The 23,275-nt window shown below is 73.3% G+C and carries 21 protein-coding genes; 13 read left to right on the forward strand and 8 right to left on the reverse strand.

Annotation, left to right across the window (positions count from 1 at the left end):
* Nucleotides 1-10 precede the first annotated feature (10 nt).
* Entirely contained in the window at nucleotides 11-898 is an 888-nt protein-coding gene (locus ACQP2Y_RS24805) for an alpha/beta hydrolase family protein (protein ID WP_433717341.1), read from the forward strand.
* A 69-nt stretch (nucleotides 899-967) separates the two neighbouring features.
* Here ACQP2Y_RS24805 and ACQP2Y_RS24810 read toward each other — a convergent pair whose 3' ends face one another.
* A complete protein-coding gene (locus tag ACQP2Y_RS24810; protein ID WP_433717343.1) occupies nucleotides 968-1,345 on the reverse strand; it encodes a hypothetical protein in 378 nt (125 codons plus the stop codon).
* Nucleotides 1,299-1,685, reverse strand: a complete 387-nt coding sequence (locus tag ACQP2Y_RS24815) for a winged helix-turn-helix transcriptional regulator (protein ID WP_433717345.1) — start codon at nucleotides 1,683-1,685, stop codon at nucleotides 1,299-1,301. The genes ACQP2Y_RS24810 and ACQP2Y_RS24815 overlap by 47 nt, the downstream gene beginning before the upstream one ends.
* A gap of 74 nt (nucleotides 1,686-1,759) precedes the next feature.
* Between ACQP2Y_RS24815 and ACQP2Y_RS24820 the strand changes: the two genes are divergently transcribed.
* From ACQP2Y_RS24820 to ACQP2Y_RS24835, 4 genes are read left to right on the forward strand one after another with little or no spacing between them, the layout of a single operon-like run.
* Nucleotides 1,760-2,215, forward strand: coding sequence for an anthrone oxygenase family protein (locus tag ACQP2Y_RS24820; protein ID WP_433717347.1), 456 nt, complete (start codon nucleotides 1,760-1,762; stop codon nucleotides 2,213-2,215).
* A 28-nt stretch (nucleotides 2,216-2,243) separates the two neighbouring features.
* Nucleotides 2,244-3,092 carry an alpha/beta fold hydrolase gene (locus ACQP2Y_RS24825; protein ID WP_433717349.1) on the forward strand — a complete coding sequence of 283 codons (849 nt, stop codon included), beginning with the start codon at nucleotides 2,244-2,246 and terminating at the stop codon, nucleotides 3,090-3,092.
* Nucleotide 3,093: 1 nt separating this feature from the next.
* The gene (locus ACQP2Y_RS24830) at nucleotides 3,094-3,852 is read left to right on the forward strand and encodes a DUF427 domain-containing protein (protein ID WP_433717351.1); all 759 of its coding nucleotides are present in this window, start codon (nucleotides 3,094-3,096) and stop codon (nucleotides 3,850-3,852) included.
* A complete protein-coding gene (locus ACQP2Y_RS24835; protein ID WP_433717353.1) occupies nucleotides 3,849-4,586 on the forward strand; it encodes a 3-keto-5-aminohexanoate cleavage protein in 738 nt (245 codons plus the stop codon). The genes ACQP2Y_RS24830 and ACQP2Y_RS24835 overlap by 4 nt, the downstream gene beginning before the upstream one ends.
* On the opposite strand, the gene ACQP2Y_RS24840 is transcribed toward ACQP2Y_RS24835, so the two are convergent.
* Nucleotides 4,568-6,424, reverse strand: a complete 1,857-nt coding sequence (locus tag ACQP2Y_RS24840) for a SpoIIE family protein phosphatase (RefSeq protein ID WP_433717355.1) — start codon at nucleotides 6,422-6,424, stop codon at nucleotides 4,568-4,570. The genes ACQP2Y_RS24835 and ACQP2Y_RS24840 overlap by 19 nt on opposite strands.
* A 286-nt stretch (nucleotides 6,425-6,710) precedes the next feature.
* On the opposite strand from ACQP2Y_RS24840, the gene ACQP2Y_RS24845 reads away from it, so the two are divergent.
* Nucleotides 6,711-7,541 carry a transglutaminase family protein gene (locus tag ACQP2Y_RS24845; RefSeq protein ID WP_433717357.1) on the forward strand — a complete coding sequence of 277 codons (831 nt, stop codon included), beginning with the start codon at nucleotides 6,711-6,713 and terminating at the stop codon, nucleotides 7,539-7,541.
* Nucleotides 7,542-7,553: 12 nt separating this feature from the next.
* Here ACQP2Y_RS24845 and ACQP2Y_RS24850 read toward each other — a convergent pair whose 3' ends face one another.
* Nucleotides 7,554-7,868 (reverse strand): type II toxin-antitoxin system PemK/MazF family toxin, encoded by a 315-nt coding sequence (locus ACQP2Y_RS24850; RefSeq protein WP_212994587.1) that lies wholly within the window; start codon nucleotides 7,866-7,868, stop codon nucleotides 7,554-7,556.
* Between the two features lie 42 nt (nucleotides 7,869-7,910).
* A complete protein-coding gene (locus tag ACQP2Y_RS24855) occupies nucleotides 7,911-9,323 on the reverse strand; it encodes a diguanylate cyclase domain-containing protein (RefSeq protein ID WP_433717360.1) in 1,413 nt (470 codons plus the stop codon).
* A gap of 160 nt (nucleotides 9,324-9,483) precedes the next feature.
* Here ACQP2Y_RS24855 and gndA point away from each other — a divergent pair, with 160 nt between their 5' ends.
* Nucleotides 9,484-10,914, forward strand: a complete 1,431-nt coding sequence (gene gndA / locus ACQP2Y_RS24860) for an NADP-dependent phosphogluconate dehydrogenase (protein ID WP_433717362.1) — start codon at nucleotides 9,484-9,486, stop codon at nucleotides 10,912-10,914.
* Nucleotides 10,915-10,950: 36 nt separating this feature from the next.
* On the opposite strand, the gene ACQP2Y_RS24865 is transcribed toward gndA, so the two are convergent.
* The gene (locus ACQP2Y_RS24865; RefSeq protein WP_433717364.1) at nucleotides 10,951-13,275 is read right to left on the reverse strand and encodes a putative bifunctional diguanylate cyclase/phosphodiesterase; all 2,325 of its coding nucleotides are present in this window, start codon (nucleotides 13,273-13,275) and stop codon (nucleotides 10,951-10,953) included.
* A 175-nt stretch (nucleotides 13,276-13,450) separates the two neighbouring features.
* Here ACQP2Y_RS24865 and ACQP2Y_RS24870 point away from each other — a divergent pair, with 175 nt between their 5' ends.
* Together ACQP2Y_RS24870 and ACQP2Y_RS24875 are read left to right on the forward strand one after the other, a co-directional pair.
* Nucleotides 13,451-15,937, forward strand: a complete 2,487-nt coding sequence (locus tag ACQP2Y_RS24870) for a histidine kinase (protein ID WP_433717366.1) — start codon at nucleotides 13,451-13,453, stop codon at nucleotides 15,935-15,937.
* A complete protein-coding gene (locus ACQP2Y_RS24875; protein WP_433717368.1) occupies nucleotides 15,937-16,584 on the forward strand; it encodes a response regulator in 648 nt (215 codons plus the stop codon). The genes ACQP2Y_RS24870 and ACQP2Y_RS24875 overlap by 1 nt, the downstream gene beginning before the upstream one ends.
* Before the next feature lie 111 nt (nucleotides 16,585-16,695).
* On the opposite strand, the gene pgm is transcribed toward ACQP2Y_RS24875, so the two are convergent.
* Nucleotides 16,696-18,339 (reverse strand): phosphoglucomutase (alpha-D-glucose-1,6-bisphosphate-dependent), encoded by a 1,644-nt coding sequence (gene pgm, locus ACQP2Y_RS24880; protein ID WP_433717370.1) that lies wholly within the window; start codon nucleotides 18,337-18,339, stop codon nucleotides 16,696-16,698.
* A gap of 162 nt (nucleotides 18,340-18,501) precedes the next feature.
* Between pgm and ACQP2Y_RS24885 the strand changes: the two genes are divergently transcribed.
* From ACQP2Y_RS24885 to yaaA, 3 genes are read left to right on the forward strand one after another with little or no spacing between them, the layout of a single operon-like run.
* On the forward strand, nucleotides 18,502-20,145 hold the full coding sequence (locus ACQP2Y_RS24885; protein WP_433717372.1) for a copper resistance CopC/CopD family protein: 1,644 nt from the start codon (nucleotides 18,502-18,504) through the stop codon (nucleotides 20,143-20,145).
* Nucleotides 20,146-20,187: 42 nt separating this feature from the next.
* On the forward strand, nucleotides 20,188-20,532 hold the full coding sequence (locus tag ACQP2Y_RS24890) for an STAS domain-containing protein (protein WP_433717374.1): 345 nt from the start codon (nucleotides 20,188-20,190) through the stop codon (nucleotides 20,530-20,532).
* A gap of 9 nt (nucleotides 20,533-20,541) precedes the next feature.
* Entirely contained in the window at nucleotides 20,542-21,348 is an 807-nt protein-coding gene (yaaA, locus tag ACQP2Y_RS24895; RefSeq protein WP_433717376.1) for a peroxide stress protein YaaA, read from the forward strand.
* Between the two features lies 1 nt (nucleotide 21,349).
* Here yaaA and ACQP2Y_RS24900 read toward each other — a convergent pair whose 3' ends face one another.
* Complete coding sequence (locus tag ACQP2Y_RS24900; RefSeq protein WP_433717378.1) at nucleotides 21,350-21,961, reverse strand: FKBP-type peptidyl-prolyl cis-trans isomerase; 612 nt, start codon at nucleotides 21,959-21,961, stop codon at nucleotides 21,350-21,352.
* 342 nt (nucleotides 21,962-22,303) lie between these two features.
* On the opposite strand from ACQP2Y_RS24900, the gene ACQP2Y_RS24905 reads away from it, so the two are divergent.
* Nucleotides 22,304-23,272: a hypothetical protein gene (locus ACQP2Y_RS24905; protein ID WP_433717380.1), complete on the forward strand. Its 969-nt coding sequence runs from the start codon at nucleotides 22,304-22,306 to the stop codon at nucleotides 23,270-23,272.
* Nucleotides 23,273-23,275: the final 3 nt, after the last annotated feature.

The following is a 23,275-nucleotide window of genomic DNA, read 5'->3' on the forward strand; positions in this document are numbered from 1 at the left end:
AGAGTCCGACGTGCAGTCACCCACCATCCCCGCCCGGTCCCGGCGGTTCTTCGTCACCGCCGCGGCCACGCTGGCTCTGATCGCCGGCTCGCTGACCGGTGCCACCAGCGCTCAGGCGGCCAGCCCGTACGAGCGCGGCCCGGCCCCGACCACGGCCAGCCTGGACGCCAGCCGCGGGCCGTTCGCCACGGCTCAGCAGAGTGTCTCCAGGATCAGCGTCTCCGGCTTCGGCGGCGGCGTCATCTACTACCCGACCAGCACCGCCGAGGGCACCTTCGGCGCGGTCGCCATCTCGCCCGGCTACACCGCGAGCTGGTCGAGCATCAGCTGGCTCGGGCCGCGGATCGCCTCGCACGGCTTCGTGGTCATCGGCATCGAGACCAACTCGACCCTCGACCAGCCCTCCTCCCGCGGCAACCAGCTGCTGGCGGCGCTGGACTACCTGACCCGCAGTAGCTCGGTGCGCACCCGCATCGACGCGAGCCGGCTCGCCGTGGCCGGGCACTCGATGGGCGGCGGCGGTTCCCTGGAAGCGGCCAAGGACCGGCCGTCGCTGCAGGCCGCGGTGCCGCTGGCGCCGTGGAACCTGACCAAGTCCTGGTCGGGCCTGCGGGTGCCGACTCTGATCGTCGGCGGCGAGAGCGACACGATCGCGCCCGTCTCGTCGCACTCGATCCCGTTCTACAACAGCATCCCGTCGGCCACGGAGAAGGCGTACCTGGAGCTGAACAACGCCAGCCACTTCTTCCCGCAGACCACCAACACCCCGACCGCCCGGCTGACGGTGGCCTGGCTCAAGCGCTTCGTCGACGACGACACCCGCTACGACCAGTTCCTCTGCCCCGGCCCGAGCAGCTCGGCCATCTCCGACTACCGCAACACCTGCCCGCTGTCCTGACCACTCTGTCCTGATTCACCATGGGACCGGAGCCGGCGGGCGCGTGCCCCGGCGGCTCCGGTCTCATGATCAGGAGTTGACGAGTTTCAGGAACTCGGCCGGTCGCTCGATATGGGGCGAGTGGCCGCAGTTGTCGTAGACGATCTCGCGGTTGTCCTCGCCGACGGCGGTACTGAGCATCGACGTGAGCAGCAGCTCCTCGTCGTCACCGAGCGATGCCAGGTCGGCCACGTACGCGGAGCGCAGCACCGACAGTGGGCTGGTCCGCGCCGCGGCGCTGCGGTCGCCCGCCTCGATGCGGGCCACGAAGTCGGGGTTGGCGCTGCCGCCCCCGGTGCCGGCCACGTCGTCGGCGAAGTCCCGCAGGCCCCGGGTGGCGGCCGGCCCGCCGACGAGCACGTCATAGGTGACGCCGCGGGCCGGGCGAAGCCACTCGATGTTCTCCATCGGCCGATCCTGGCACGGCTCGGGCCAGGTGCGCTTCTCCCCACCGGCACAGCTGCGCGACGAGTGGCACGAGAGTCCGGCCGTACTCCGAGATCGAGTAGGTGACGCGGGGCGGAACCTCGCGCGCGTCGTGCCGGTCGATGATGCCGTCGGCCACCAGTTCCTGCAGGTGCCGGATGAGCATGCGTTCGGTGATGTCCGGGATGCTGCGCCGAAGTTCCCCGGTGCGCATCGGCCCGTCGACCAGACGCCACAGGATCGTGCCCTTCCAGCGACCCGCGATGACGCTCACCGCGGCGTCGACCGGACACTGTGCACTCTCGGGGAAACCCTGACTCATGGAGCCACCGTAGTTCAGTACTGACAAAATTGTCAGTACTAGCGCGATTTGCAGTGCCAGGGTCTCATGAGGATATGAATCTTGTACTGGCCGTCGCCGCGCTCACCGTTGCGGGCGTCATGGTGGGCGTGGAATTCAGCGTCGCCGTCTTCGTCAACCCCATCTTCGACCGGCTACCGGGCAACGGTGGTCTGGCCGGACGGGCCGACGGCGGACGCGTGCTCGGCCGCGTCATGCCGGTCTGGTACATGGCGTCGCTCACCCTCACCATCGTGCTGGCCGTGATCCACCGTCACGACCCAGGCCTGAGCGCTCTGGTCGGCGGGGCAGCACTGTTCGTGCTGAGCGTCGTCATGTCCGTCGCCGTGCTGGTGCCCATCAACAACCGCTCGAAGAACTGGACGCCCGAACAAGCACCGGACGACTGGCGCGAGCAGCAGGCCCGTTGGGACCGATACCACTACGCCCGCGTGGCCGTCATCATCACAGCCTTCGTCCTCGTCACGATCGGCGTCATCCAGACCTCGTAGGCCGGCGCCCAGCCGCCAGAATCGAGGCATGCCGACCTACTCGGGCGCCGACGCCACGCCGCTGTCCTACGACGACACCGGCGGTGACGGTCCGCCGCTGGTCACCCTGGCCGGCGGCTCCGGCCGGCACCCCGCGTACCTGGGTGACCTGGCCGGTCTCGGCCGGCACCGGCGGCTGATCACCCCGCACCTGCGCGGGGTGGGCCGCTCCCCGCTGCCCGCCGATGTCACCGTCGGCTCGTTCTGGCAGCAGGCAGCCGACCTGGAACGCCTGCGGCGGCACCTGGGCGTCGAGCGGCTGCGGCTGCTGGGCCACTCGGCCGGGACCCGGCTGGCCGTCAGCTACGCCGCCCGGTACCCGGAGCGGGTCGGCTGCCTCGTGCTCGTCACACCGCCGGTGACCTGGCTGCTCGACGTGGCGTCCGACACCGACCAGGTGAGCGAGCGCCGCCGCGGTGATCCCCTGTTCGAGGCGGCCCTGGCGGCGTCCCGGCAGGGGCTCACCCGGCGCGACGACGAGGGGTTCAACGACTTCATGACCCGCGTGGCGCCGCTCGGCTACGCCACCTGGGGTCCGGCCGAGCAGGCGCACGCTGTCCTCGGCCGGTTCAGCTACGCCGCGAACCGGGCCTGGCCCAGCGTGGACCCACCGGCCGACCTCGCCCGCCGGCTGGCCGCCGTCACCGCGCCCGTGCTGGTCATCGCCGGTGCCGAGGACGCCATCACGGGTTGCGCGCCGGCCGTCGCGCTGACGAAGCTGTTCGGGGACGGCACCGCGGAGGTGCTCGACCGGTGCGGGCACTACCCGTGGGTCGAGCAGCCGCAGGCGTTCCGGCGGGCCGTCGACGAGTTCCTGGACGCGCGGGTGAAGGAGTGACATGGCGGGCTACCCCGGACTGATCACACCGGTCGGGCACCGCGAGCCGGTGCCGCGCCGGATCCGCGGCATGCTCGGTGACCGGGTGGTGCTGGACACCACCCGCGCGGTGTACGTGTGGGAGTGGCCGCCGTACCCGCAGTACTACGTACCGGCCGCGGACCTGGTGGCGGAGGTGCTGATCGACGAGGAGCAGGTCACGGAGGGCACCGCCCGGCGGGTGGGCCTGCGTTCCGGCGAGGTGACCCGGTCGGCCGCCGGGCACCTGCACACCGGAGGGGAGCTGGCCGGGCTGGTCCGGTTGGAGTGGGACGCCCTCGATGCCTGGTTCGAGGAGGACGAGCAGGTGTTCGTCCATCCCCGCAACCCGTACGCGCGGGTGGACGCACTGCGCTCGACCCGGCACGTGCGCGTCGAGCTCGACGGGGTACGGCTGGCCGAGTCCGCGACGCCGGTGATCGTCTTCGAGACCGGGCTGCCGCCGCGCTACTACCTGCCGCGTACCGCCGTCGACTTCACTGCTCTGGTGCCCAGCGAGACGGTCACCGCCTGCCCGTACAAGGGGCGCACGACGGCGTACTGGTCGGTGCGCGCCGGTGGCACCCTGCACGCCGACCTGGCCTGGTCCTACGACTTCCCGACCCGGGAGCTGCTGCCGATCGCCGGGCTGGTCAGCTTCTACAACGAGAAGGTCGACATCTTCCTCGACGGCGAGCCGCTGGACCGGCCGCGGACCCCGTTCTCCCCGGAGGACGCATGATCCGGCGGATCAAGGCCTGCCTGAACGGCGGCCGGGCCCGCGGCGAGCACCCGGCCGTCCCGGTGACCCCCGCCGAGCTGGCGGTGGCGGCGGCGCAGGCGGTGGCGGCCGGGGCCGAGGCGGTGCACGTGCACCCGCGGGGCGCGGACGGTGCGGAGAGCCTCGACCCGGCCGACATCGGCGCGGCGGTGGCCGCCGTCCGGGCGAGCTGCCCCGGTACGCCCGTCGGGGTCTCCACCGGACTGTGGATCACCGGCGGGGACGTCGCGCGGCGGCACGCCACCGTGGCCCGGTGGGCGGATCTCGGCGCTGACCAGCGGCCCTCGTTCGCGTCGGTCAACGTCGGCGAGGACGGTTTCGCCGAACTGGCTGCGCTGCTGCGGGCAGCCGGGGTGGGGGTCGAGGCGGGCGTCTGGTCACCACGGGACGCCGAGCGGCTGGACGGCGTACCGGTCGACCGGATCTTGATCGAGATCCTCGACACGCCCGCCGCGGACGCGGTGGCCGCAGCCGACGCCATCCTCGACCGGCTCGCGGTCACCGGACCGCGGCTGCTGCACGGTGAGCAGGACGCCTGCTGGCCGCTGATCGCCCACGCCGGGCGCCTCGGCCTGCCCACCCGGATCGGCCTCGAGGACACCCTGGTCACCGACGACGGCCGGCCCGCGACCGGCAACGCCGACCTGGTCCGGCGGGCGCTGCGGATCTGGACCGCTCAGCGCGAACGTAGATAGCGGCGCAGGTCCTGGGTCTCCCCCGTGGTCGGACGCACCGCCAGGATGCACGTGTCGTCGTCCGGATTGGCCTGCCGCAGCCGGCTGACCAGCTCCGCGAGCGGCTGCCGGGGCGCCGCGGCCACGGCCTCGTCGACGGTACGGATCACCGTGTCCAGCCCCTCGTCCAGGCTGCGGCAGCGGTACTCCACCAGCCCGTCGGTGTAGAGCAGCAGCAGGTCGCCGATCGCCAGCCGCAGCTCGGCGCACTCGTAGCTCGCGTCCTCCACCACCCCCAGCATCGGCCCGCTGGGACGCGGCAGCGGCTGCGTACGGCCACCGCGGCTCAGCAGCGGCGGCGGATGCCCGGCCTGCGCCCAGGTCAGCCGGCGCAGGGCCGGCTCGTAGCGGGCCACGATCGCGGTCGCCGCCGTCTCCGGCCGCTCCTCGTCCAGGTCACAGGTGATCCGGTTGAGGTGCCCGAGCAGCTCGGCCGGGTCGGTGGTGGTCACCGCCAGCGCCCGCAGTGAGTACCGCAGCTGCGCCATGGTCGTCGCGGCCAGCGTGCCGTGCCCGGCCACGTCACCGATCGCCAGCAGCACCGAGCCGTCCCGCAGCGCCGCCGCGTGGTACCAGTCGCCGCCGACCAGGCTCTCCTGGCCCGCCGGCAGGTAACGCACGGCCACCTTGATGCCGGGCAGCTCCACCGGGCGTTCCGGGATCGGCAGGATGATGTGCTGCAGCCGGGCCGCCAGCTCGTGCTCGGCGTGCAGGCTGCGGCGGTGCTCGGCGAGCTGCTGCTCGACCTCGGCCAGCCGGCGCGCGCTGTTCTCCCGGGCGGTGACGTCCTGCACGATGCCGTACAGCCGCAGGGGCCGGCCGGCGCCGTCGCGGGTGGCGTCGGCGACCGTACGCAGGTGCTTGATCCGGCCCTTGATCCGGACCCGCAACGTCACGTCGACCCGCTCGCCGCGTTCGAAGGCCTCCGCCGCCGCCAGCCGCAGCGGGGCGTCCTCGGCCACGGCGAGCGCCTCGGTCTCCTCGGTGGACAGCGGGCCGAGGGCCGGGTCCCGTTCGTAGATCCGGTACAGCTGGGCCGACCACCGGACCTCGCCGCTGATCAGGTCCCATTCACCCCAGCCGAGGTTGCCGAGCTGCTCGGTGCCGGCGATCCGGTCACCCTCGTCCGGGCCGGCGCCGTGCCGCACCCAGGTCATGAACAGGCCGGAGCCGAGGCGGTGGGCCCGTACGGTGAAGCGGTGGTCGTCGACCATGAACGGCCCGAGCTGCACGGGCTCACCGGTTTCCAGCACCCGCTGGTAGGCCGCCCACCGGTCGCTGACCGGGGCGTGCGGGAACTGCTCGGCCATCCGGGTGCCGACCAGCTGCCGGCCGCGGAGCCCGTCGGGCGTGGTCGCCTCCGGGGTGGCCGCGGCGTAGATCAGGTCGACCAGCTCCCCGACCTCGCCGCGCACCGGCGTGAGCAGCGCGGACTGCCCGGGCAGCAGGTCCAGCACGGCCTGCACGACCGCCAGCCACGGCTCGACCGGGCGGACGTCGGCGTTGGCGCGCCGGGGCGCCAGCAGCATCGAGCGCAGCGGCGGGCCGCGGTCGTCGGCGGGCTCCGGGATGTCCAGCATGCTGATCACCCCGGCCGCGACGTCGACCACGTCGCGGTTCTGGTCGGCGGCCATCTGCAGCAGGTGACGGTGGGCCTCCGAGAGCCGGCACCGGGTACGCCCGGCCAGCAGCCCCACAGCCCGGTCCATGGTGGCGCGTGAACCGTCCCCGGTGGCCGGACGCGCCACCGAACGCAGGTTCTCCATCGCCTCCAGGTACGCCTGCTGCCTGCCGCCCATACCGCTCCCACCTGCCGGAATTCACCACTACGGTTCCCTGCATACGCCAGCGCGGCGCGCAGCGTCATCCCCCGTTCACCTGCCACCGGGGTCGACCTGCGGCGCAGCGCGGCCGGGTCACCCGGAAGGACGACCGGGGCCCGGGGGCCGTCCGGTGGCGGCCCCCGGCCGCCCGGTTCCCGCAGGTCACCGAACGGACCGCGGCGCCGGTCCGATGCGGTGCGGTGCTGCCGGCCCGATCCGGTGCGGTGATGCGCCGGAAACAGCGATGCCGGATCATGGCGGGATGGACCTCGACGGGGCGCGGCGGATCGGCTTCCGGGTCGAGCAGAGCTTCCGGTACGCCTACCGCGAACCGGTGACCGCCCTCGCCCAGCGGCTCGTGGTGGTGCCCCGGCGCCGCCACGGCGACCTCTACCGGCGCAGCCACCGCCTGGCCGTGACCGGTGCCGCGCACGCCCGGCGCTCGCGGCTGGACGCGGCGGGCAACACGGTGGTGCGGGTGGTGGCCGCCCGGGTCGAGCAGGCGGTCGAGTTCCGGCTCACCGCCACGCTGGACCGGGTGGTCGGCGAAGGCCCGCCGCAGCTGCCGCCGGCGGCGCTGCACGACCCGCGCCTGCTGCGCGCCACCCGGCTGACCGCGCCGGACGAGGCGCTGCGGGAGCTGGCGGACGGCTGCGCCGCGGCCGACAACGAGGAGACGGCCGAGCGGGCGTGCGCGCTCGCGCACACAGCGCTGACCTACGAGTACGGCGTGACCTCGGTCAGCACCACAGCGGCGCAGGCGCTGGCGGGCGGCCGGGGCGTCTGCCAGGACTCGGCGCACGTGATGCTGGCGATGTGCCGCGTGCTCGGCGTGCCGTCGCGCTATGTCTCCGGGCACCTGATCGGTCAGGGCGGCACGCACGCCTGGGTCGAGGTGCTGGTGCCGCGGGGCGATCGGGCGGTGGCGCTGGCCTTCGACCCGTGCCACGGCCGCCGGGCCGGCAACGGCTACGTCACCGTCGCGGTCGGGCGCGACTACGCGGACGTGGCACCCACGTCGGGCACCTACGTCGGGGCGCCGGGCGGCACGCTGACCGGCACCCGCGAGGTCAGCGTGGTCAGCGTCGAGTAGGGCAGGCCCTGTTCACAGCTCGAACAGCTCGCGCATGGCCTCGGCCAGCCGGGCCATGCTGGAGCCGGTGACCATGCCGATCCGCTCGGCGCCAACCGAGGCCGGCAGCCGGCGCATCCGGTTGACCACCACGACGCCGGTGATCGGGTCCTGCTCGGTGAGGGCCACCGCGTACGGCGGCAGCTCGGTGGCGCCGCGCTGGCGCACGATCGGCGCGCAGAACGGCGACGGGTTGGCCCGGTCGTTGTAGTTGTCGGAGGAGAGCACGAGGACCCGGTAGCGCAGGTCGGTGCGGCTGCCGATGGTCCAGATCTCGCCGCGCTTCACGCACGGAGCGTACCGTCGGACCGATCTTCGGCCCACCGCGCGTCAGGCCGCGGCGTGCTGGCGTTGCTTGGCCCGGTACATCGCCTGGTCGGCCCGGGTGATCAGCTCGTCGGCGCCGGTCCGGCCGTCGGAGAGCACGGCGCCCACACTGCAGCTCGCCCGCACCTGGGTGCCCGCCAGCACGAACGGCTCGGCCAGGGCGCTCTCCACGTATCCGGTGAGCCGGCGCGCGGCCTGGGCCTGGTCCGGTTCCTCGCACAGCACGAGGAACTCGTCGCCGCCGTAGCGGGCGATGGTCTCGTGGGCCCGCAGGCCGGCCCTGATCCGCGCGCCGATGCCGGTCAGCAGCTGGTCACCGACGGTGTGGCCGAGGCGGTCGTTGACGGCCTTGAAGCCGTTGAGGTCGCAGAACAGCAGCACGACGGCGGGTTGCCCGGCGGCGCGCTCGCGGGCCAGGGCGGCCTGCAACCGGGTGATCAGCTCGGCCCGGTTGGGCAGGCCGGTCAGCGGGTCGTGGGTGGCCTGATGGCGCAGCGCCTCCTCGGCGGCCCCCCGTTCGGTGGCGAGCCGGCCGATCCGGACCATCACCAGCGGCACGATCAGCACGGTGCCGACGGCGAGCAGCAGTCCGTCGGCGTGCAGGTCGAGCACCTGCCGCAGGCCGGCGACCAGCGGGTTGGCGGCCAGGGTGGCGCCCAGGAAGACCAGCCGGCCGGTGGAGAGCCGGTCCACCGGAGCCGGACCGGCGCGTTGCAGCTCCGGCACGGAGGCGTCCAGCGGGGCCAGGCCGACGAGGATGTAGGCCAGCAGGAAGAACATCTCGGTCCAGCCGGGCCGGCCGGTGGTCATCGTGCCGGTGCTGAGCGCCAGCAGGATGTTGCCGGCCAGGGCCAGCAGCAGCGCCCCGAGCAGCATGACCAGGGCCGGCAACCGGGTCTCGGCCATCCGCCACACCCGGGCCAGCGCCCCGAGGACGCCTAGCAGGATCAGCATGCTCATCAGCAGCGTCATCTGCTCGCCCTGCGGCGTGTCCAGGCTCCGCAGGCGCGGGAAGACCAGCGCGGTCCAGACCAGGCCGCCCAGGCCGATCGCCGTCACCGAGACGTCCAGCAGGCCGCCGATGTCGTTGCGGCCCCGGCGCAGCACCAGGCTGACGGCCGCGCCGAGCAGACCGGCGTGACCGACGGTGAGCAGCAGCTCGGCTGGCAACCGCATGGCGGTACCGCCGATCGTGGTCACCGCATTACCGGCCGTGAGCACCACCATCGCGGCGGCGAGCATCCACCACATCCGGGCCTGCGCCCACCCCGACCGCCGGGCCAGCGCCGTGAGCGGCACCACGGTGCAGGCCGAGACCACCAGGTACGTGACCGAGCGGACGTCGGCGGGCAGCAGCGGATGCGCCACCGTCAACGTGCCGGTGACGCCCAGATACCAGTTCCGGCCCCTGCTCACGTCCTGCTCCATCGGCGCGCCGGAGCCCCTGGTGAGGGTTCCGGGGTAACCGGGAGACGGGACAGTCGAACCCTCGGACCCGCAAACACGTAAGAATGAGCGCGACGGCTTGCGATCGCCGGGACCCATACTCCGGCGCTCGCGTGGAGGAAGGACGTTCATGACGGAAAAGGCCCAAATCGGGGTAACCGGGCTGGCGGTGATGGGTCGCAACCTGGCCCGCAACTTCGCCCGCCACGGCCACACGGTCGCGCTGCACAACCGCAGCTACGGGCGCACCAAGGAACTCGTGGAGTCGTACGGCCACGAGGGCACGTTCATCCCCTCGGAGAGCGCCGAGGACTTCGTCGCGAGCCTGGAGCGCCCGCGGCGCGTGGTGATCATGGTCAAGGCCGGCAAGGCCACCGACGCGGTCATCGACGAGTTCGCCCCGCTGCTCGAAGAGGGCGACATGCTCATCGACGCCGGCAACGCGCACTTCGCCGACACCCGGCGGCGCGAGGCCGCGCTCAAGGAACGAGGACTGCACTTCGTCGGCACCGGCGTGTCCGGTGGCGAGGAGGGCGCCCTGCACGGCCCGAGCATCATGCCGGGCGGGTCCAAGGAGTCCTACGAGTCGCTCGGCCCGCTGCTCGAGGACATCTCGGCCAAGGTCGACGGCGAGCCGTGCTGCGTGCACGTCGGCCCCGACGGCGCCGGGCACTTCGTCAAGATGGTGCACAACGGCATCGAGTACGCCGACATGCAGCTCATCGCCGAGGCGTACGACCTGCTCCGCTCGGTCGGCGGGCACTCGCCGGCGGAGATCGCGGAGATCTTCAAGGGCTGGAACGAGGGCCGGCTGGGCTCGTACCTGATCGAGATCACCGCCGAGGTGCTCAAGCAGACCGACGCGGAGACGGGTAAGCCGTTCATCGACATCGTGGTCGACCAGGCCGAGCAGAAGGGCACCGGCCGCTGGACCGTGCAGGCGGCCCTGGACCTGGGCGTGCCGGTCTCCGGCATCGCCGAGTCGGTCTTCGCCCGGGCGCTGTCCGGCGACCCGAAGGTCCGCGCGGCGGCGGCACACCTGCCCGGCCCGACGGCCACCGCGGGTGCGGGTGGCGCCGACCTGCAGGCCGACGTCGAGCAGGCGCTGTTCGCCTCGAAGATCGTCGCGTACGCGCAGGGCTTCCAGCAGATCCAGGCGGCCAGCGCGGAGTACGGCTGGGACATCGACCCCGGCCAGATGGCCAAGATCTGGCGGGCCGGCTGCATCATCCGGGCCAAGTTCCTCGACTTCATCAAGCAGGCCTACGACAAGTCCCCGGACCTGCCGTCGCTGCTGGTCGACGAATACTTCCTGGACGCCGTCAGCGGCGCGCAGGAGGCCTGGCGGCGGGTGGTCGCCACGGCGGCCCAGCAGGGCATCCCGGCGCCGGGCTTCGCGTCGGCGCTGGCGTACTACGACGGCCTGCGCGCCAAGCGCCTGCCGGCGGCCCTGATCCAGGGGCAGCGCGACTTCTTCGGCGCGCACACGTACCGCCGCGTCGACAAGGACGGCGCCTTCCACACCATGTGGGGCGCCGAGCGCAACGAGGTCTCCGCGTAAGAGCGCCGGGCCGGCCCGTTCACGCGGGCCGGCCCGTCACGCCGCGGTGAGCGGCAGGACCGTACGGATCATCAGCTCGGCCATCTCGGCCGGCGGCAGCGGCCTGGCCATGAAGTAGCCCTGGCCCAGCCGGTAGCCCATCTCCCGCAGCCGCTCGGCCTGCGCCGCCGTCTCGATGCCCTCCGCGACCGCGTACAGGTCCAGGTATTCGGCCAGCTGGGCGACCGCCGCGGCCACCGCCAGCCGGCCGCGGTCCTCGCCGTCGCAGATGCCGTCCACGAACGACTTGTCCAGCTTCAGCACGTCCACCGGGAACGCGCGCAGCAGGCTCAGGCTCGACTGGCCGGTGCCGAAGTCGTCGAGCGCCAGCCGCACCCCCAGCTCGTGCAGGGCCTGCAGGGTCTCGCGGACCTGCCGGCCGTCGAGCACTGAGGACTCGGTGACCTCCAGCACCAGGTTGGCCGGGATCAGCCCGGTGTCGCTGAGCACGGCCGCGACCTCGTCCACGAAACCGGACTCGCGCAGCTGCCGGGCCGCCACGTTGACGTTGATCGAGCGGATGGCGGCGGCGCCGTACTCGGCGTGCCACTTGGCCAGCTGCTCGCAGGCCTCGCGCAGCACCCAGGAGCCCAGCGGCACGATCAGCCCGGAACGCTCGGCGACCGGGATGAAGTCGGCCGGCGAGACCAGCCCGCGTACCGGGTGCCGCCAGCGCACCAGCGCCTCGGCGCCGGACATCAGGCCGGTGACCAGGTCGAACACCGGCTGGTAGGCCAGCTCCAGCTCGTGCCGGATGATGGCGTTGTGCAGCTCGCTGCCGAGGCGGGCGTGGTTGACGACCTCGCTGTGCATCCGCGGTTCGAAGCGGGCCCAGGACGCCTTGCCGGAGGCCTTGGCCGCGTACATGGCGATGTCGGCGTTGCGCAGCACCTCGTCGGCGTTGTCCCCCGGCCCGGCCAGGGCGACGCCGATGCTGGCGTGGGCCAGCAGCTGGTGCTCACCGACCCGGAACGGCACCGCGAGCGCGGCCAGGATCCGCGCGGCGGCCTCCTCGGCCACGGCCGGCTCGTCGGCGTCGAGCAGCACCGCGAACTCGTCCCCGCCCAGGCGCGCCGGCAGGTGGCTGACCGCGCTGTGGTGGCGCAGCCGCTGGGCCACCTCGAAGAGCAGCTGGTCGCCGACGGCGTGCCCCATGGTGTCGTTGACCATCTTGAAGTCGTCGATGTCCACCAGCAGCACACTGGCACTGCGGTGCGCGTCGAGGCGCTCGGCGAGAACGGTGCCGAAGCGGGCACGGTTGGCCAGTCCGGTCAATGGGTCATGCATTGCCAGGTGCTCGAGCTCCGCCTGCTGCCGGCGGATGCCGGCCAGCATCCGGGCGTTGGCCCGCAGCCCGAGCAGCTGCCGGGCCACCACGAAGGCGGCGATGAGCACGGCGCCGATGATCACGACGCGCTGGTGCCAGCCGAGCTGGCGGGCCGAGACGGTGATCACCAGGGCGGCGGTCGCGATGACCGCGACCAGCGGAAGCGCGTTGTAGATGCTGCGCGACGACGATGCGGCGGGGGCCGCCGCGGGGCGGCGCAGGACAACTTCCTGACGGTACGCGGCCAGCGCCATCGCCGCGCCGACCAGCGGTACGCCCAGCACCGAGATGATCAGCCGTCCGGTGTCCCCGCCGGCGATGAGCAGCACCGTGGTGGCCACGGCGACCAGCGGCGCGACGGTCAGGATGCGCAGCGACACCGAGTCGACGGCGCTGGCCGGGCTCATCGCCGCGCGGCCGATCACGACCAGGGCGATCAGCGAACCGACCCCGGTGACGGCGGCGCCGTTCTGGGTCAGCGTCGAGGTCGCCGCGGTGGCGAGGTCGAGGACGACGTACCAGTAGATCAGCGCACCGGCCACCGCGACGGTCGCGCCGTCGAGCATGAGCTGCGCCCAGCGCAGCAGCGACCGCTGCTCCGTCGGCAGCCGCAGGAAGGCCAGCACCACCATGACGACACCGAGCATCGTCGGCACGGCCATGTACGGCGACAGCCCGGGATCGTTGTTGGCGAACGCGAACGCACCGACCGAGCCGATCCCCAGGCAGATCGCCGCGTGCGAGAAGAGCCGCCAGAAGCCCCGGATCGGCCGCGGCACCACGATCATCGAGCCGATCCGCCGGCAGGCCAGGAACGCGGCGACCATGGCCACCGGTCCCCCGGCGTACCCGGGCATCACAGTGCCCCCGCGGTGCGTCACCAGCCACCCCAGCACCCAGGCCACCGCCAGCAACGCCAGGGCCAGCGGGAGCACGCCCGGACGGGCGGGCCGCACCGCGCGCCGGCGGCCTACCCGCTTGTCGGCTGGACTCATCGCTGCGCTCGGCTCCCTGGTCTCTGTCACTCCTGGCGCAGTACCAGTCGGCGATGGGGAGCCGAAGCTGAGCGTTCCCGCCGCGGGCCAGGCCGTCTCCACCCTTGGATATAGACGCCGGTGGCACCCGGGACCGATGCGGGGTGTGGCCGGGCACCCTTAGGGTCGGTGCGTCATGGAGCGCATTCCGGTCTGGTTGCTGCCGCTGGTTCTCGCCGTCACCCAGCTGGCGGTCTGGCCGGGCATCCCGCTGGCCTCGGACGACCGGCTGTCCGCGCCCGCCGTGGCGACCGGCGTCGCGGCCACCCTCGTCGCCACGGTGGCGCTGCTGTGGCGGCGGTCGGCCCCGCTGGCCGCCCTCGGCGTCGTGGCCGCGGCGCTGACGGTGGGGACGTACGGCGTGCCGACGGACGCGCTGCTGGTCGTCTCACTCGCCGACCTGATCGCGCTCTACAGCATCGCCGTACTGCGGCCCCAGCGGCTGACGCTGGGTATCGCAGCCGCGGTGATGCTCTGGCAGGCCACGCTGATCGCCACCACCACGGGCCTGAACGACGAGTACGCCCTCGAGCTGGTGAGCATCCTGGTGGTCTACTCGACCGTCGTCGCGTTCGGCCGGGCCCGGCACCGCTGGCACGCCGAGCGCACGAAGGCCGCGGGCCGGCTCGCCGAGGCGGAGGACCGGCGGGCCCGGGCCGCCGACACCGAACGGCACCGCCTGGCCCGCGAGCTGCACGACGTGACCGCCCACCACCTCACCTCGATCGTGGTCATCGCCTCGGCCGCCCAGCGCCTCGGCGGCACCCGTCCCGACCTGGTCGCCGAGGCCCGCGAGTTCGCCGCCCGGACCGGGCGCGACACCCTGGCGGCGCTGCACCGGCTGGTCGCGCTGCTGCAACGGCCCGACGAACGGCCCGGCCCGGTCACCGCCCGCCTGCAGGAGCTGGCCGAGGGCTTCCGGCTGCTCGGCCAGCAGGTCACCGTGCAGGCCGCCCCGGACGACCTGCCGCCCGCGACGACCGAGGCGGTCTGCGGCATCACCCGCGAGGCCCTGACCAACACCCTGCGGTACGCCCCGGCCGGCGGCGTCCGCATCCGGCTCGCCCCCGTGACCGACGGCCTGGAGCTCACCGTCGACGACGACGGCGCCCACACGGACAGCGTCACCGGCATGGGCTCCGGACGAGGCATCACCGGCATGCGGGAACGCGCCACGGCACTCGGCGGCACCCTGACCGCAGGCCCCCGCCCCGGCGGCGGCTGGCGCGTCCGCGCTGTGCTGCCGGTGACCAGCGCTCCGGCCTTGGCCCCTCGCCGCCGGCAGCTGCCCGGTGCTGAGCACGTCATCGACGTGGTCGTGTTCCTGCTGGCGTTGTTCGTGCCGGTGGGAGCACTGCTGATCTCCGACGACGACCCCGATATGGCCGGCGCGCCGGTGCCCCTGCTGATCCTGGTCGCGTCGGCCCACGCCGTACCGGTGATCTGGCGCCGGACCCACCCCTGGCCCGTGCTCGCCGCGGTGGCGCTCACCTCGTGGCTGCTGCCGGCGCTGATGGTGGCGGGCCTGGTCGCCCCCGCGCTGGGCTGGTTCATGCTGGCCGGCCTGGGGGCGGAAGCCGCCGCGGTGTACGCGGTCGCCCGCTACGCCCGCCGCAACAACCTGACCGCCCTGGCCATCCCGGCCGCGCTCACCGCGGCGGTGCTGGCCGGCGGGGTCACGATGGCGCTGGACGCACCGCCGGAGGAGGAGATGCCCTTCATCATCTGGGTGATCTTCATGTCCGCGGTCATCGGGTGCCCGTTCGGGGTGCCGATGGTGGGCTCGTGGCTGGCCGGCTTCCTCGTCCGCAGACGCCGTACGAAACTCGAGGCCCGCGAGCACGACCTGGTCGCCACCTCGACAGCGCAGGCGATCTGGGAGGCCGGCCTGGAACGCGCCCGGGTGGCCGCGGGCCTGCAGACGGCGGTCCTGCGCGACACGGCCCGGGTGGCGACGGCGGCCGACGCGGGCGACCTCGACCAGGTGCTGACCTCGGCCCGGACCGCCCTAAACGCGATGCGCGGCCTCCTCAACGGCCTGCGCGCCGAACCGGACCCGGCCCGCGACGCCGGCGACCGCGACCCGCAGCCGACGACGGCGGCCCTGCCCGGGCTGGCGGACCGGTGGCGGGCGCACGGGCGGCAAGTCGGCCTGGAGATCCGCGGTGCCGGGCGGGTGCTGCCGGCGGACGTGGACCTGTCGGCGTTCCGGGTGGTGGAGCTGCTACTGGCCGGGGACACCGGGGCGGTGAGCGTGCGGGTGGATCTGAGCGGGGACCCGCTGCGGATCAGCGTGCGGCCGATGCCGGCGGACGAGGGTGGGGAGATCGCGGCCGGGTTGCGGGCCCGGCTGACCGCGGTGGGCGGCAGCATGGCCGCCGCGGGCGACGGCCTCCCGGAAATCCTCCTCCCGGCACCGGCCCGGTCGGAACGTGAACCGACGCAGGCCGTCAGCGCAACCGGCGCAGAGAGCGCGACCGGCGCGGAGGCCGCGAGCAGCCCGACCGGCGCAAGCAACCCGGCCGGCGAGGCTGAGGGGCCGGCTGGGACCATTCCTGCCGACGACGGGCCGGGTACGCCGGCCGGGGACGACAAGGAGGTGGCGTCATCGCCGTCCGGGTGATGGTCGTTGACGACCAGCTCATGGTGCGCGCCGGGATCGCCGCCATCGTCGATGCCGAGGAAGGGCTCGAAGTTGTCGGTGAGGCCGCCGACGGGCAGGCCGCGCTCGACCTGGCCGCCCGGCTGCGGCCCGACGTGGTGCTCATGGACATCCGGATGCCCGGCATGGACGGGCTGACCGCCACCGCGCAGCTCACCGCCGCCGCGCCGGAGACCAAGGTCCTTGTTCTCACGACGTTCCATCAGGACCGGTATGTCTATGAGGCGTTGAAGGCGGGCGCGGCCGGGTTCGTGCTCAAGGATGTGCTGCCCGCCGATCTGCTCGCCGCCATCCGGGTCGTCGCCGACGGCGAGGCGATGCTGAGTCCCGCTGTCACGCGACGGTTGATCGACGCGTTCGCCAGCGGTGGGCTGTCCGGCCCGGCCGAGCCCGGGCGGCGGCTGGAGGGCCTCACGCCCCGCGAGCGTGAGGTCCTGGTCAGCATCGCCACCGGCATGTCCAACGCCGAGATCGGCACCGCCCTGGGCATCACCACCGGCACGGTGAAGGTGCACGTCAACGCGCTGCTGGCCAAGCTCGGCGTGCGCGACCGCGTGCAGGCGACGATCGCCGCCTACGACCTCGGCCTGGTCCGCCCGAACCCCTGAGCCGCAGCCGACCTCCAGACCCCGGGACCGGACAAAGCCCGGCCCGGACCGTGAGCGGTCCAGGCCGAGCGGGATAGGCCGTGCGGGGCAGGACGGGCTGGATGTCGGGATTCAGCCCTTGAGGGCCGCCGAGACCACCGCCCGCGCCTCCTCCTGGATGCGCGCCAGGTGCTCCGGCCCCTTGAACGACTCCGCGTAGATCTTGTAGACGTCCTCCGTGCCCGAGGGCCGGGCCGCGAACCAGCCCGACTCCGTCGTCACTTTCAGGCCGCCGATCGGTGCGTTGTTGCCCGGCGCCGACGTCAGCACCGCCGTGATCGGTTCGCCGTCGAGCTCCTTGGCCGTCACCTGCGACGGCGACAGCTTGCCCAGGATGGCCTTCTCGTCGCGGGTCGCCGGGGCGTCGATGCGGGCATACGCCGGGTCGCCGAACTTCGCCGTCAGGTCGCGGTAGTGCTCGCTGGGCGTGCGGCCGGTCGTCGCCACGATCTCCGAGGCCAGCAGGTCCAGCAGGATGCCGTCCTTGTCGGTGCTCCACGGGCTGCCGTCGCGGCGCAGGAACGACGCTCCCGCGCTCTCCTCGCCGCCGAAGCCGACCGAGCCGTCCAGCAGGCCGGGGACGAACCATTTGAAGCCGACCGGCACCTCGTCCAGTTTGCGGCCCAGGTCCGCCGCCACCCGGTCGATCATCGACGACGACACCAGGGTCTTGCCGATCGCCGCCGCGGCCGGCCAGTCCGTGCGGACCTTGTACAGGTACGAGATCGCCACGGCCAGGTAGTGGTTGGGGTTCATCAGGCCACCGTCGGGGGTGACGATGCCGTGCCGGTCGGCGTCCGCGTCGTTGCCCGTGGCCAGCTGGAACTTGTCCTTTTGGGCGATCAGCGAGGCCATCGCGTACGGCGACGAGCAGTCCATCCGGATCTTGCCGTCCCAGTCCAGGGTCATGAAGCCGAAGGTCGGGTCGACGTCCGGATTCACCACGGTCAGGTCCAGGCCGTACCGGGAGCCGATCTCGCCCCAGTAGGCGACGCTGGCGCCGCCCAGCGGGTCCGCGCCGATCCGGATGCCGGCCGAGCGGATCGCCTCCATGTCGATGACCGAGCTCAGGTCGTCCACGTACGTGGCCAGGTAGTCGTAGCCGCTGACCAGCTCCGAGGTGCGGGCCCGGGCCGCCGGCACCCGGCGTACCTCCTTGAGGCCGGCGGCGATCAGCGCGTTCGCCCGGTCCTGGATCCACTTGGTGGCGTCGGTGTCGGCCGGCCCGCCGTGCGGCGGGTTGTACTTGAAGCCGCCGTCGTCCGGCGGGTTGTGCGAGGGGGTGACGACCACGCCGTCGGCCAGCCCGGAGGTGCGGCCCTTGTTGTAGGTCAGGATCGCGTGCGACAGCGCCGGCGTCGGGGTGTAGCCGTCGCGGCTGTCGATCAGCACGCGCACGTCGTTGGCGGCGAAGACCTCCAGGGCCGAAATCATCGCCGGCTCGCTGAGCGCGTGCGTGTCGCGGGCCAGGTAGAGCGGGCCGTCGGTGCCCTGCTCGCGGCGGTACTCGACGATGGCCTGGCTGGTGGCCACGATGTGGTCCTCGTTGAACGCCGTCTTCAGGCTGGAGCCGCGGTGCCCGGAGGTGCCGAAGGCGACGCGCTGCTCCGCGACCCCGGGGTCGGGGTGGTCGGTGTAGTAGCTCAGGACCACCCGGGGCACGTCGATTCGGTCGCGGGATTCGGCGGGGGTGCCGGCGCGGGGATGCACGGACATCGAGGAGCCTCCTTGAGGGCGTGGACCTGCCCGGGATCGTATCGCCGGGTGGTACCCGGCCGGGCGGATCGGTAAGCCGCCGTGCGCGGATTGAACCTTTCCCCCCGATGATCCGAACTACCTGTCGTGACTGGGGCTGCAGCGGCTGGGGGGCCGCGGATCGTGCGCGTGCTCATCGTGGCCATGATCGGACTGGGTGCGGTGCTGCTTCCGGCGGCGCCGGCGAGCGCGCACGCCGCGTTGACGACGGCGACGCCGGAGCCCGGCAGTGTGGTGGCGACGGCTCCCGGCGAGATCACGCTGACGTTCACCGAGGGCATCACCCCGGTGCCGGACCGCACGCAGGTGCTCGCGCCGGACGGCAAGCGGATCACCGGCGCGGTCGCCGCTGTCGGTTCGACGCTGCGGATCCAGGTGCGGCGCGCGGACCAGCCGCTGGGCACGTACCTGGTCAGCTATCGGATCGTCTCCAGCGACAGCCACCCGGTCGGCGGCGCCATGACCTTCTCGGTGGGCGCGCCCTCGGCGCGCCCACCGGAGAGCGATCCCGGCAGCGTGCACCCGTCGGTCGCGGTCGCGGTCCCCGCGCTCAAGTTCATCGGGTACGCCGGACTGACCCTCATCATCGGCCCCGCCCTGCTGCTGGCTCTGCTGTGGCCCCGCCGCCTCTCCCGCCGCGGGCCGATCCTGCTGGTCCGCGGCGGGGTGATCGGCACGGCGGCGTCGACCCTGGGCGCGCTGTGGACGCAGGCACCGAACAGCAGCGGCGCCCCGCTGTGGGACGTCTCGGTCACCGAGCTCGCCGACGTGCTGGCCAGCCCGTTCGGCGTCATCCTGCTGGCCCGCCTGGCCGTGCTCGCCGCGGCCACCGCGCTGCTGCTGCCGGTCCTGCACGGCACCGGTAAGCGGTGGCACGGCGGGTTGCTGCTCGCGCTGGCCGCCGCCGGGCTGACCACCTGGCCGCTGACCGGGCACGCCGCCGACTCGCCGCTGGCCGCGGCGATCGTGACCGCCGACGTGGTGCACCTGGCCGCGATGGCGATCTGGCTGGGCGGGCTGATCACGCTGGCGGTGTTCCTGCTGCGCGGCGCCCATCCCCGGGTGCTGGGCGTGATCCTGCCGGCCTGGTCACGCTGGGCGGCGCTGGCGGTGGTGTGGCTGGTCGGCGCGGGCACGGTGCAGGCGGTGGTCCAGGTCGGGTCCGTCGGCGCGCTGTGGGGCACCGGGTACGGCCGCCTCCTGCTCGGCAAGATCGCGATCCTGGCCGGGGTGCTCGCCGCGGCGGCCTTCGCGCGCAGCATGGTACGGCGGGCCCAGGTGCGCGCCGGCGGGGTGGCCACGTTGCGCCGTACGGTCGGGGCCGAGGTGGCCGCCACCGTGCTGGTGCTGGGGCTCAGCGCCGTACTGGTGCAGGTCACGCCCGGCCGCAGCGCCACCGGTGAGCGGGACGCGAGCACGGAGAAGGGGGTCTCGCAGACCCTCACCTCGGAGCTGTTCACGCTGCAGTACTACGTCTACCCGGTCGAGCTGGGCGAGAACAACACCGTTCACGGCTTCACCTACACGCCGGAGGGCAAGCCGCTGCCGGCCCCCGAGTGGACCGTCACGACCCGCCTGCAGGGCCAGGATCTGGAGCCGGTGTCCGAGCCGATGCTGCCGCTCACGCCCCGCAACGACGCGGTCGGCGCGCTGACGTTCCCGCTGCCCGGCACGTACGAGATCAGCTTCACCGTCCGGGTCAGCGAGATCGACCAGGCGACGGTCCGCACGACGATCACGGTGCCACAGGTTCCACCGGCCTCGTGACTGGGCAGAAAGAGGTCTCCGTCGTGCCCGGGAGGCCCAGTCGTGCAAGTGTCCGTCATCGGTGACCCCGACGACACCGTGATCATCTCCGTGCGGGGCGACCTCGACGGTGGCACCGACACCGTGCTCGGCACCACCCTGGAGCAGGTCCTGGACCGGCCGGTGCCGCGGGTGGTCGTCGACGTCTCCGGCATCGGGTTCTGCGACTCCACCGGGCTGCGCTCGTTCATCAACGGGCACGAGCGGGCCGTCGCCGCCGGTGGCTGGCTGCGGCTGGCCGCCCCGGGCGACCAACTGCGCGACCTGCTGCACGTCGCCGGGCTGCTGCCCGTGCTGGAGGTCTATCCCAGCGTGGCCGACGCGCTGGCCACCGAGCCGGACTTGTAACCTCGCGGCGTGCTCATCCTGCTGCCGCCGTCCGAGGGCAAGACCGCACCGGCCGCCGGTGCCCCCGCCGAACCCGCGGAGCTGTGGCTCCCCCGGCTCGCCCCGGCCCGGCGCCGGGTGCTGTCCAAGCTGGTGGCGCTGTGCAGGCGTACGAGCGCCCGCGGCGTCGCCGATTCGCTGGCGGTGCTCGGGCTCAGCGCCGCCCAGCACGCCGAGGTCGCCCGCAACGCCGGGCTGGCCACAGCACCGGCCGCGCCCGCTGCGCAGGTCTACAGCGGGGTGCTCTACGAGGCACTCGCCCCGGCCGGGCTCGCGCCACCGGCCCGGGCGTGGGTCGACGAGCGGGCGGTGGTCTTCTCGGGGCTGTGGGGGGTGCTGCGGCTGACCGACCGGATCCCGGCGTACCGGTGCTCGGTCGGGGTCTCGCTGCCCGTGCTCGGCGGGCTCACCGCGTACTGGAAGAAGGCGCTGAGCCCAGCGCTGGACCGTGCGGCCGCCGACGGCCCGGTGCTGGATCTGCGGTCCGGCGCCTACGCGGCGATGTGGGCGCCCTCGGGCGCGCTCGCCGGGCGCACCGCCACCGTGCGGGTGCTGCACGAGCGGATCGTCGGCGGGGAGCCGCGGCGCTCGGTGGTGAGCCACTTCAACAAGGCCACCAAGGGCCGGCTGGTGCGCTCGCTGGCCGAGGCCGGGGCGCGGCCGGCGTCGGTGGACGAGCTGCTGGCCGCGCTGCGGGACCTGAAGTACACCGCCGAGGAGCGGCCCGTCGCGGCGGGCCGCCCCCGGCAGGTGGACGTGATCGTGCGGGAACTCTGAACTACTGGGCGGCCAGCACGTCGACGACGAAGCGCAGGTCGCCGCCGGGACGGCCCTCGGGGGCCGGGTCGCCGTAGGCCATCTTGGCCGGGATGTCGAGCTGCACCCGGCTGCCGACGGCCACGCCGACCAGGCCCTTGTCCCAGCCCTCGATGAGCTGGCCGGCGCCGACCGGGAACTGGGCCGGCTGCCCCGTCTTCCAGGAGGAGTCGAACTCCTTGCCGTCCTTGTAGGTGACGCCCACATAGTTGGCCTGGATGGTCTGGCCGGCCTTCAGCTTCGGGCCCTTGCCGGCGATGATCTCGGTGACCTTGAGCTCGGCGACCTTGCCCGTGCCGGCCTTGACCACCGGCGGCTGCTGCAGCGCCGGGTCCAGCGGGACCTGCGCCGCGGCCGGCGGCTGGCTCGGCGCGGGGGCGGGCTCGGTCGGCGCCGCGGCGGCCGGGTCGGCGGGAGCGGAGGCGGCCGCCGGGGTCGCCGGCTTGTCGTCGCCGTCGGACACCTGGATGCCGATATAGACCGCGACCAGTACGGCGATCACGGCCACACCCGCGAAGGCGCCGGTCAGGGCCTGGCCCCGGCGACTGGTACCGGTCTTCTCCTGGACGCTCATCTGTATCGGACTCTCCTGTCGGACGGGACATGCTGGCAGACTCCGGACACCGTACTCGCCGCGCCTGCGGGACCCGGGGCGAACCTCCACCGAACCGCCGACCCCGGTGATCATCCGGACGGCTTGGTTACTCATTTCGCTCTTCTCCGTCACTCACGGAAGGTGAGACGGTGTACCTCCCCACAGCACCACGGCGACCGCTCGTCGCCGGCACCGGCTCAAGCAGCACAGCACTCGGGACAACCCGCCCGGCCGCCACCGGCGGTCGGCGCGCGCCCGCGAACGACCGGGGAGGGTCGGTTGCCGGACGACGACCGTACGACAGGTCGCCAGCCTGAGTCCGTGGGACGACCGGCCGACGTGGGGCACCGCAGGCCCTACCCAGCCGCGCCGAACCCGCGCACCAGCTATGGCTACCGCACGACCGGCCGCCGGGGGGCGGCCGTGCCACCGTTGCTGCTCGACGACGGGCGGCGCCGGCTGACCGAGTTCCTCATGCCCGCCGCGGTCATCCTCGCGGGCGTGCTGATCGTGGTGGCCTTCGGCTTCATCATCAGCCGGGCGATGCGCGACGACGACCAGCAGGCGATCCCGCCGGTGCAGCCGCCCGCGCTCGGGGACGTGTCGCTCAACCCGGCCGACCAGTTCCCGATCCCGCTGCCCAGCGCCTCCGACGACAACTCGCCGTCGCCGTCACCCACACCGTCGAAGGGCCGGACCACGCAGCCGGCGCCCACGACGACCAAGCCGAAGCCGCCGGACCAGGGCTCGGTCAAGGTCGACCGCAACGACGTACCGTCCCGGGTCGACCTGACCGGCGAGGGCAGCCGCGACTGGGTGCACTGGGGTGAGCAGAGCACGTTCTCGCTGGAACGCCGGGCCGACGGCGACTTCCAGATCCTCGAGGGCTCCCCGACCGCGCCGCGCTTCCGGCACGGCTTCAGCGACGAGCTGTTCAGCTGGCGCGACGGCTCGCCGGTGAACAACAGCGACGGCACGCCGACCGGCATCCGCACCTGCGGCAAGGGCAACGGCTTCACCATCTCGGCCCCGGCCGGCACCTCGGCGCGGACCCTGCGGCTCTACGTGGGCGCGCTGGCCGGCCGCGGCAAGCTGACGGCGAAGCTGACGACCGGCTCGGCCTCGGCCACCTCGACCTTCGAGGAACGCAGCAACAATCTCGACACGGCGGTCTTCGTGATCACGTACCGGGCGCCGAAGAACGGCAGGATCAACCTGAGCTGGGTCACCGAGGAGGCGTTCAGCCAGGACTGCGGCGGCGTCGCGCTCGAGGCGGCCACGCTGCGCTGAAGT

The sequence above is a fragment of the Actinoplanes sp. CA-051413 genome (assembly GCF_050955795.1).
Taxonomy (GTDB): Bacteria; Actinomycetota; Actinomycetes; order Mycobacteriales; family Micromonosporaceae; genus Actinoplanes.

What these genes read in the sequence shown, in the direction of transcription:
- ACQP2Y_RS24825 (WP_433717349.1), top strand. Translation starts at nt 2,244, where the DNA reads ATGCCGACCTACTCGGGCGCCGACGCCACGCCGCTGTCCTACGACGAC.
- ACQP2Y_RS24810 (WP_433717343.1), bottom strand. Translation starts at nt 1,345, where the DNA reads ATGGAGAACATCGAGTGGCTTCGCCCGGCCCGCGGCGTCACCTATGAC.
- ACQP2Y_RS24900 (WP_433717378.1), bottom strand. Translation starts at nt 21,961, where the DNA reads ATGAGCGTCCAGGAGAAGACCGGTACCAGTCGCCGGGGCCAGGCCCTG.
- pgm (WP_433717370.1), bottom strand. Translation starts at nt 18,339, where the DNA reads ATGTCCGTGCATCCCCGCGCCGGCACCCCCGCCGAATCCCGCGACCGA.
- ACQP2Y_RS24815 (WP_433717345.1), bottom strand. Translation starts at nt 1,685, where the DNA reads ATGAGTCAGGGTTTCCCCGAGAGTGCACAGTGTCCGGTCGACGCCGCG.
- gndA (WP_433717362.1), top strand. Translation starts at nt 9,484, where the DNA reads ATGACGGAAAAGGCCCAAATCGGGGTAACCGGGCTGGCGGTGATGGGT.
- ACQP2Y_RS24865 (WP_433717364.1), bottom strand. Translation starts at nt 13,275, where the DNA reads ATGAGTCCAGCCGACAAGCGGGTAGGCCGCCGGCGCGCGGTGCGGCCC.
- ACQP2Y_RS24870 (WP_433717366.1), top strand. Translation starts at nt 13,451, where the DNA reads ATGGAGCGCATTCCGGTCTGGTTGCTGCCGCTGGTTCTCGCCGTCACC.
- ACQP2Y_RS24835 (WP_433717353.1), top strand. Translation starts at nt 3,849, where the DNA reads ATGATCCGGCGGATCAAGGCCTGCCTGAACGGCGGCCGGGCCCGCGGC.
- ACQP2Y_RS24820 (WP_433717347.1), top strand. Translation starts at nt 1,760, where the DNA reads ATGAATCTTGTACTGGCCGTCGCCGCGCTCACCGTTGCGGGCGTCATG.
- ACQP2Y_RS24845 (WP_433717357.1), top strand. Translation starts at nt 6,711, where the DNA reads ATGGACCTCGACGGGGCGCGGCGGATCGGCTTCCGGGTCGAGCAGAGC.
- ACQP2Y_RS24875 (WP_433717368.1), top strand. Translation starts at nt 15,937, where the DNA reads ATGGTCGTTGACGACCAGCTCATGGTGCGCGCCGGGATCGCCGCCATC.
- ACQP2Y_RS24830 (WP_433717351.1), top strand. Translation starts at nt 3,094, where the DNA reads ATGGCGGGCTACCCCGGACTGATCACACCGGTCGGGCACCGCGAGCCG.
- ACQP2Y_RS24840 (WP_433717355.1), bottom strand. Translation starts at nt 6,424, where the DNA reads ATGGGCGGCAGGCAGCAGGCGTACCTGGAGGCGATGGAGAACCTGCGT.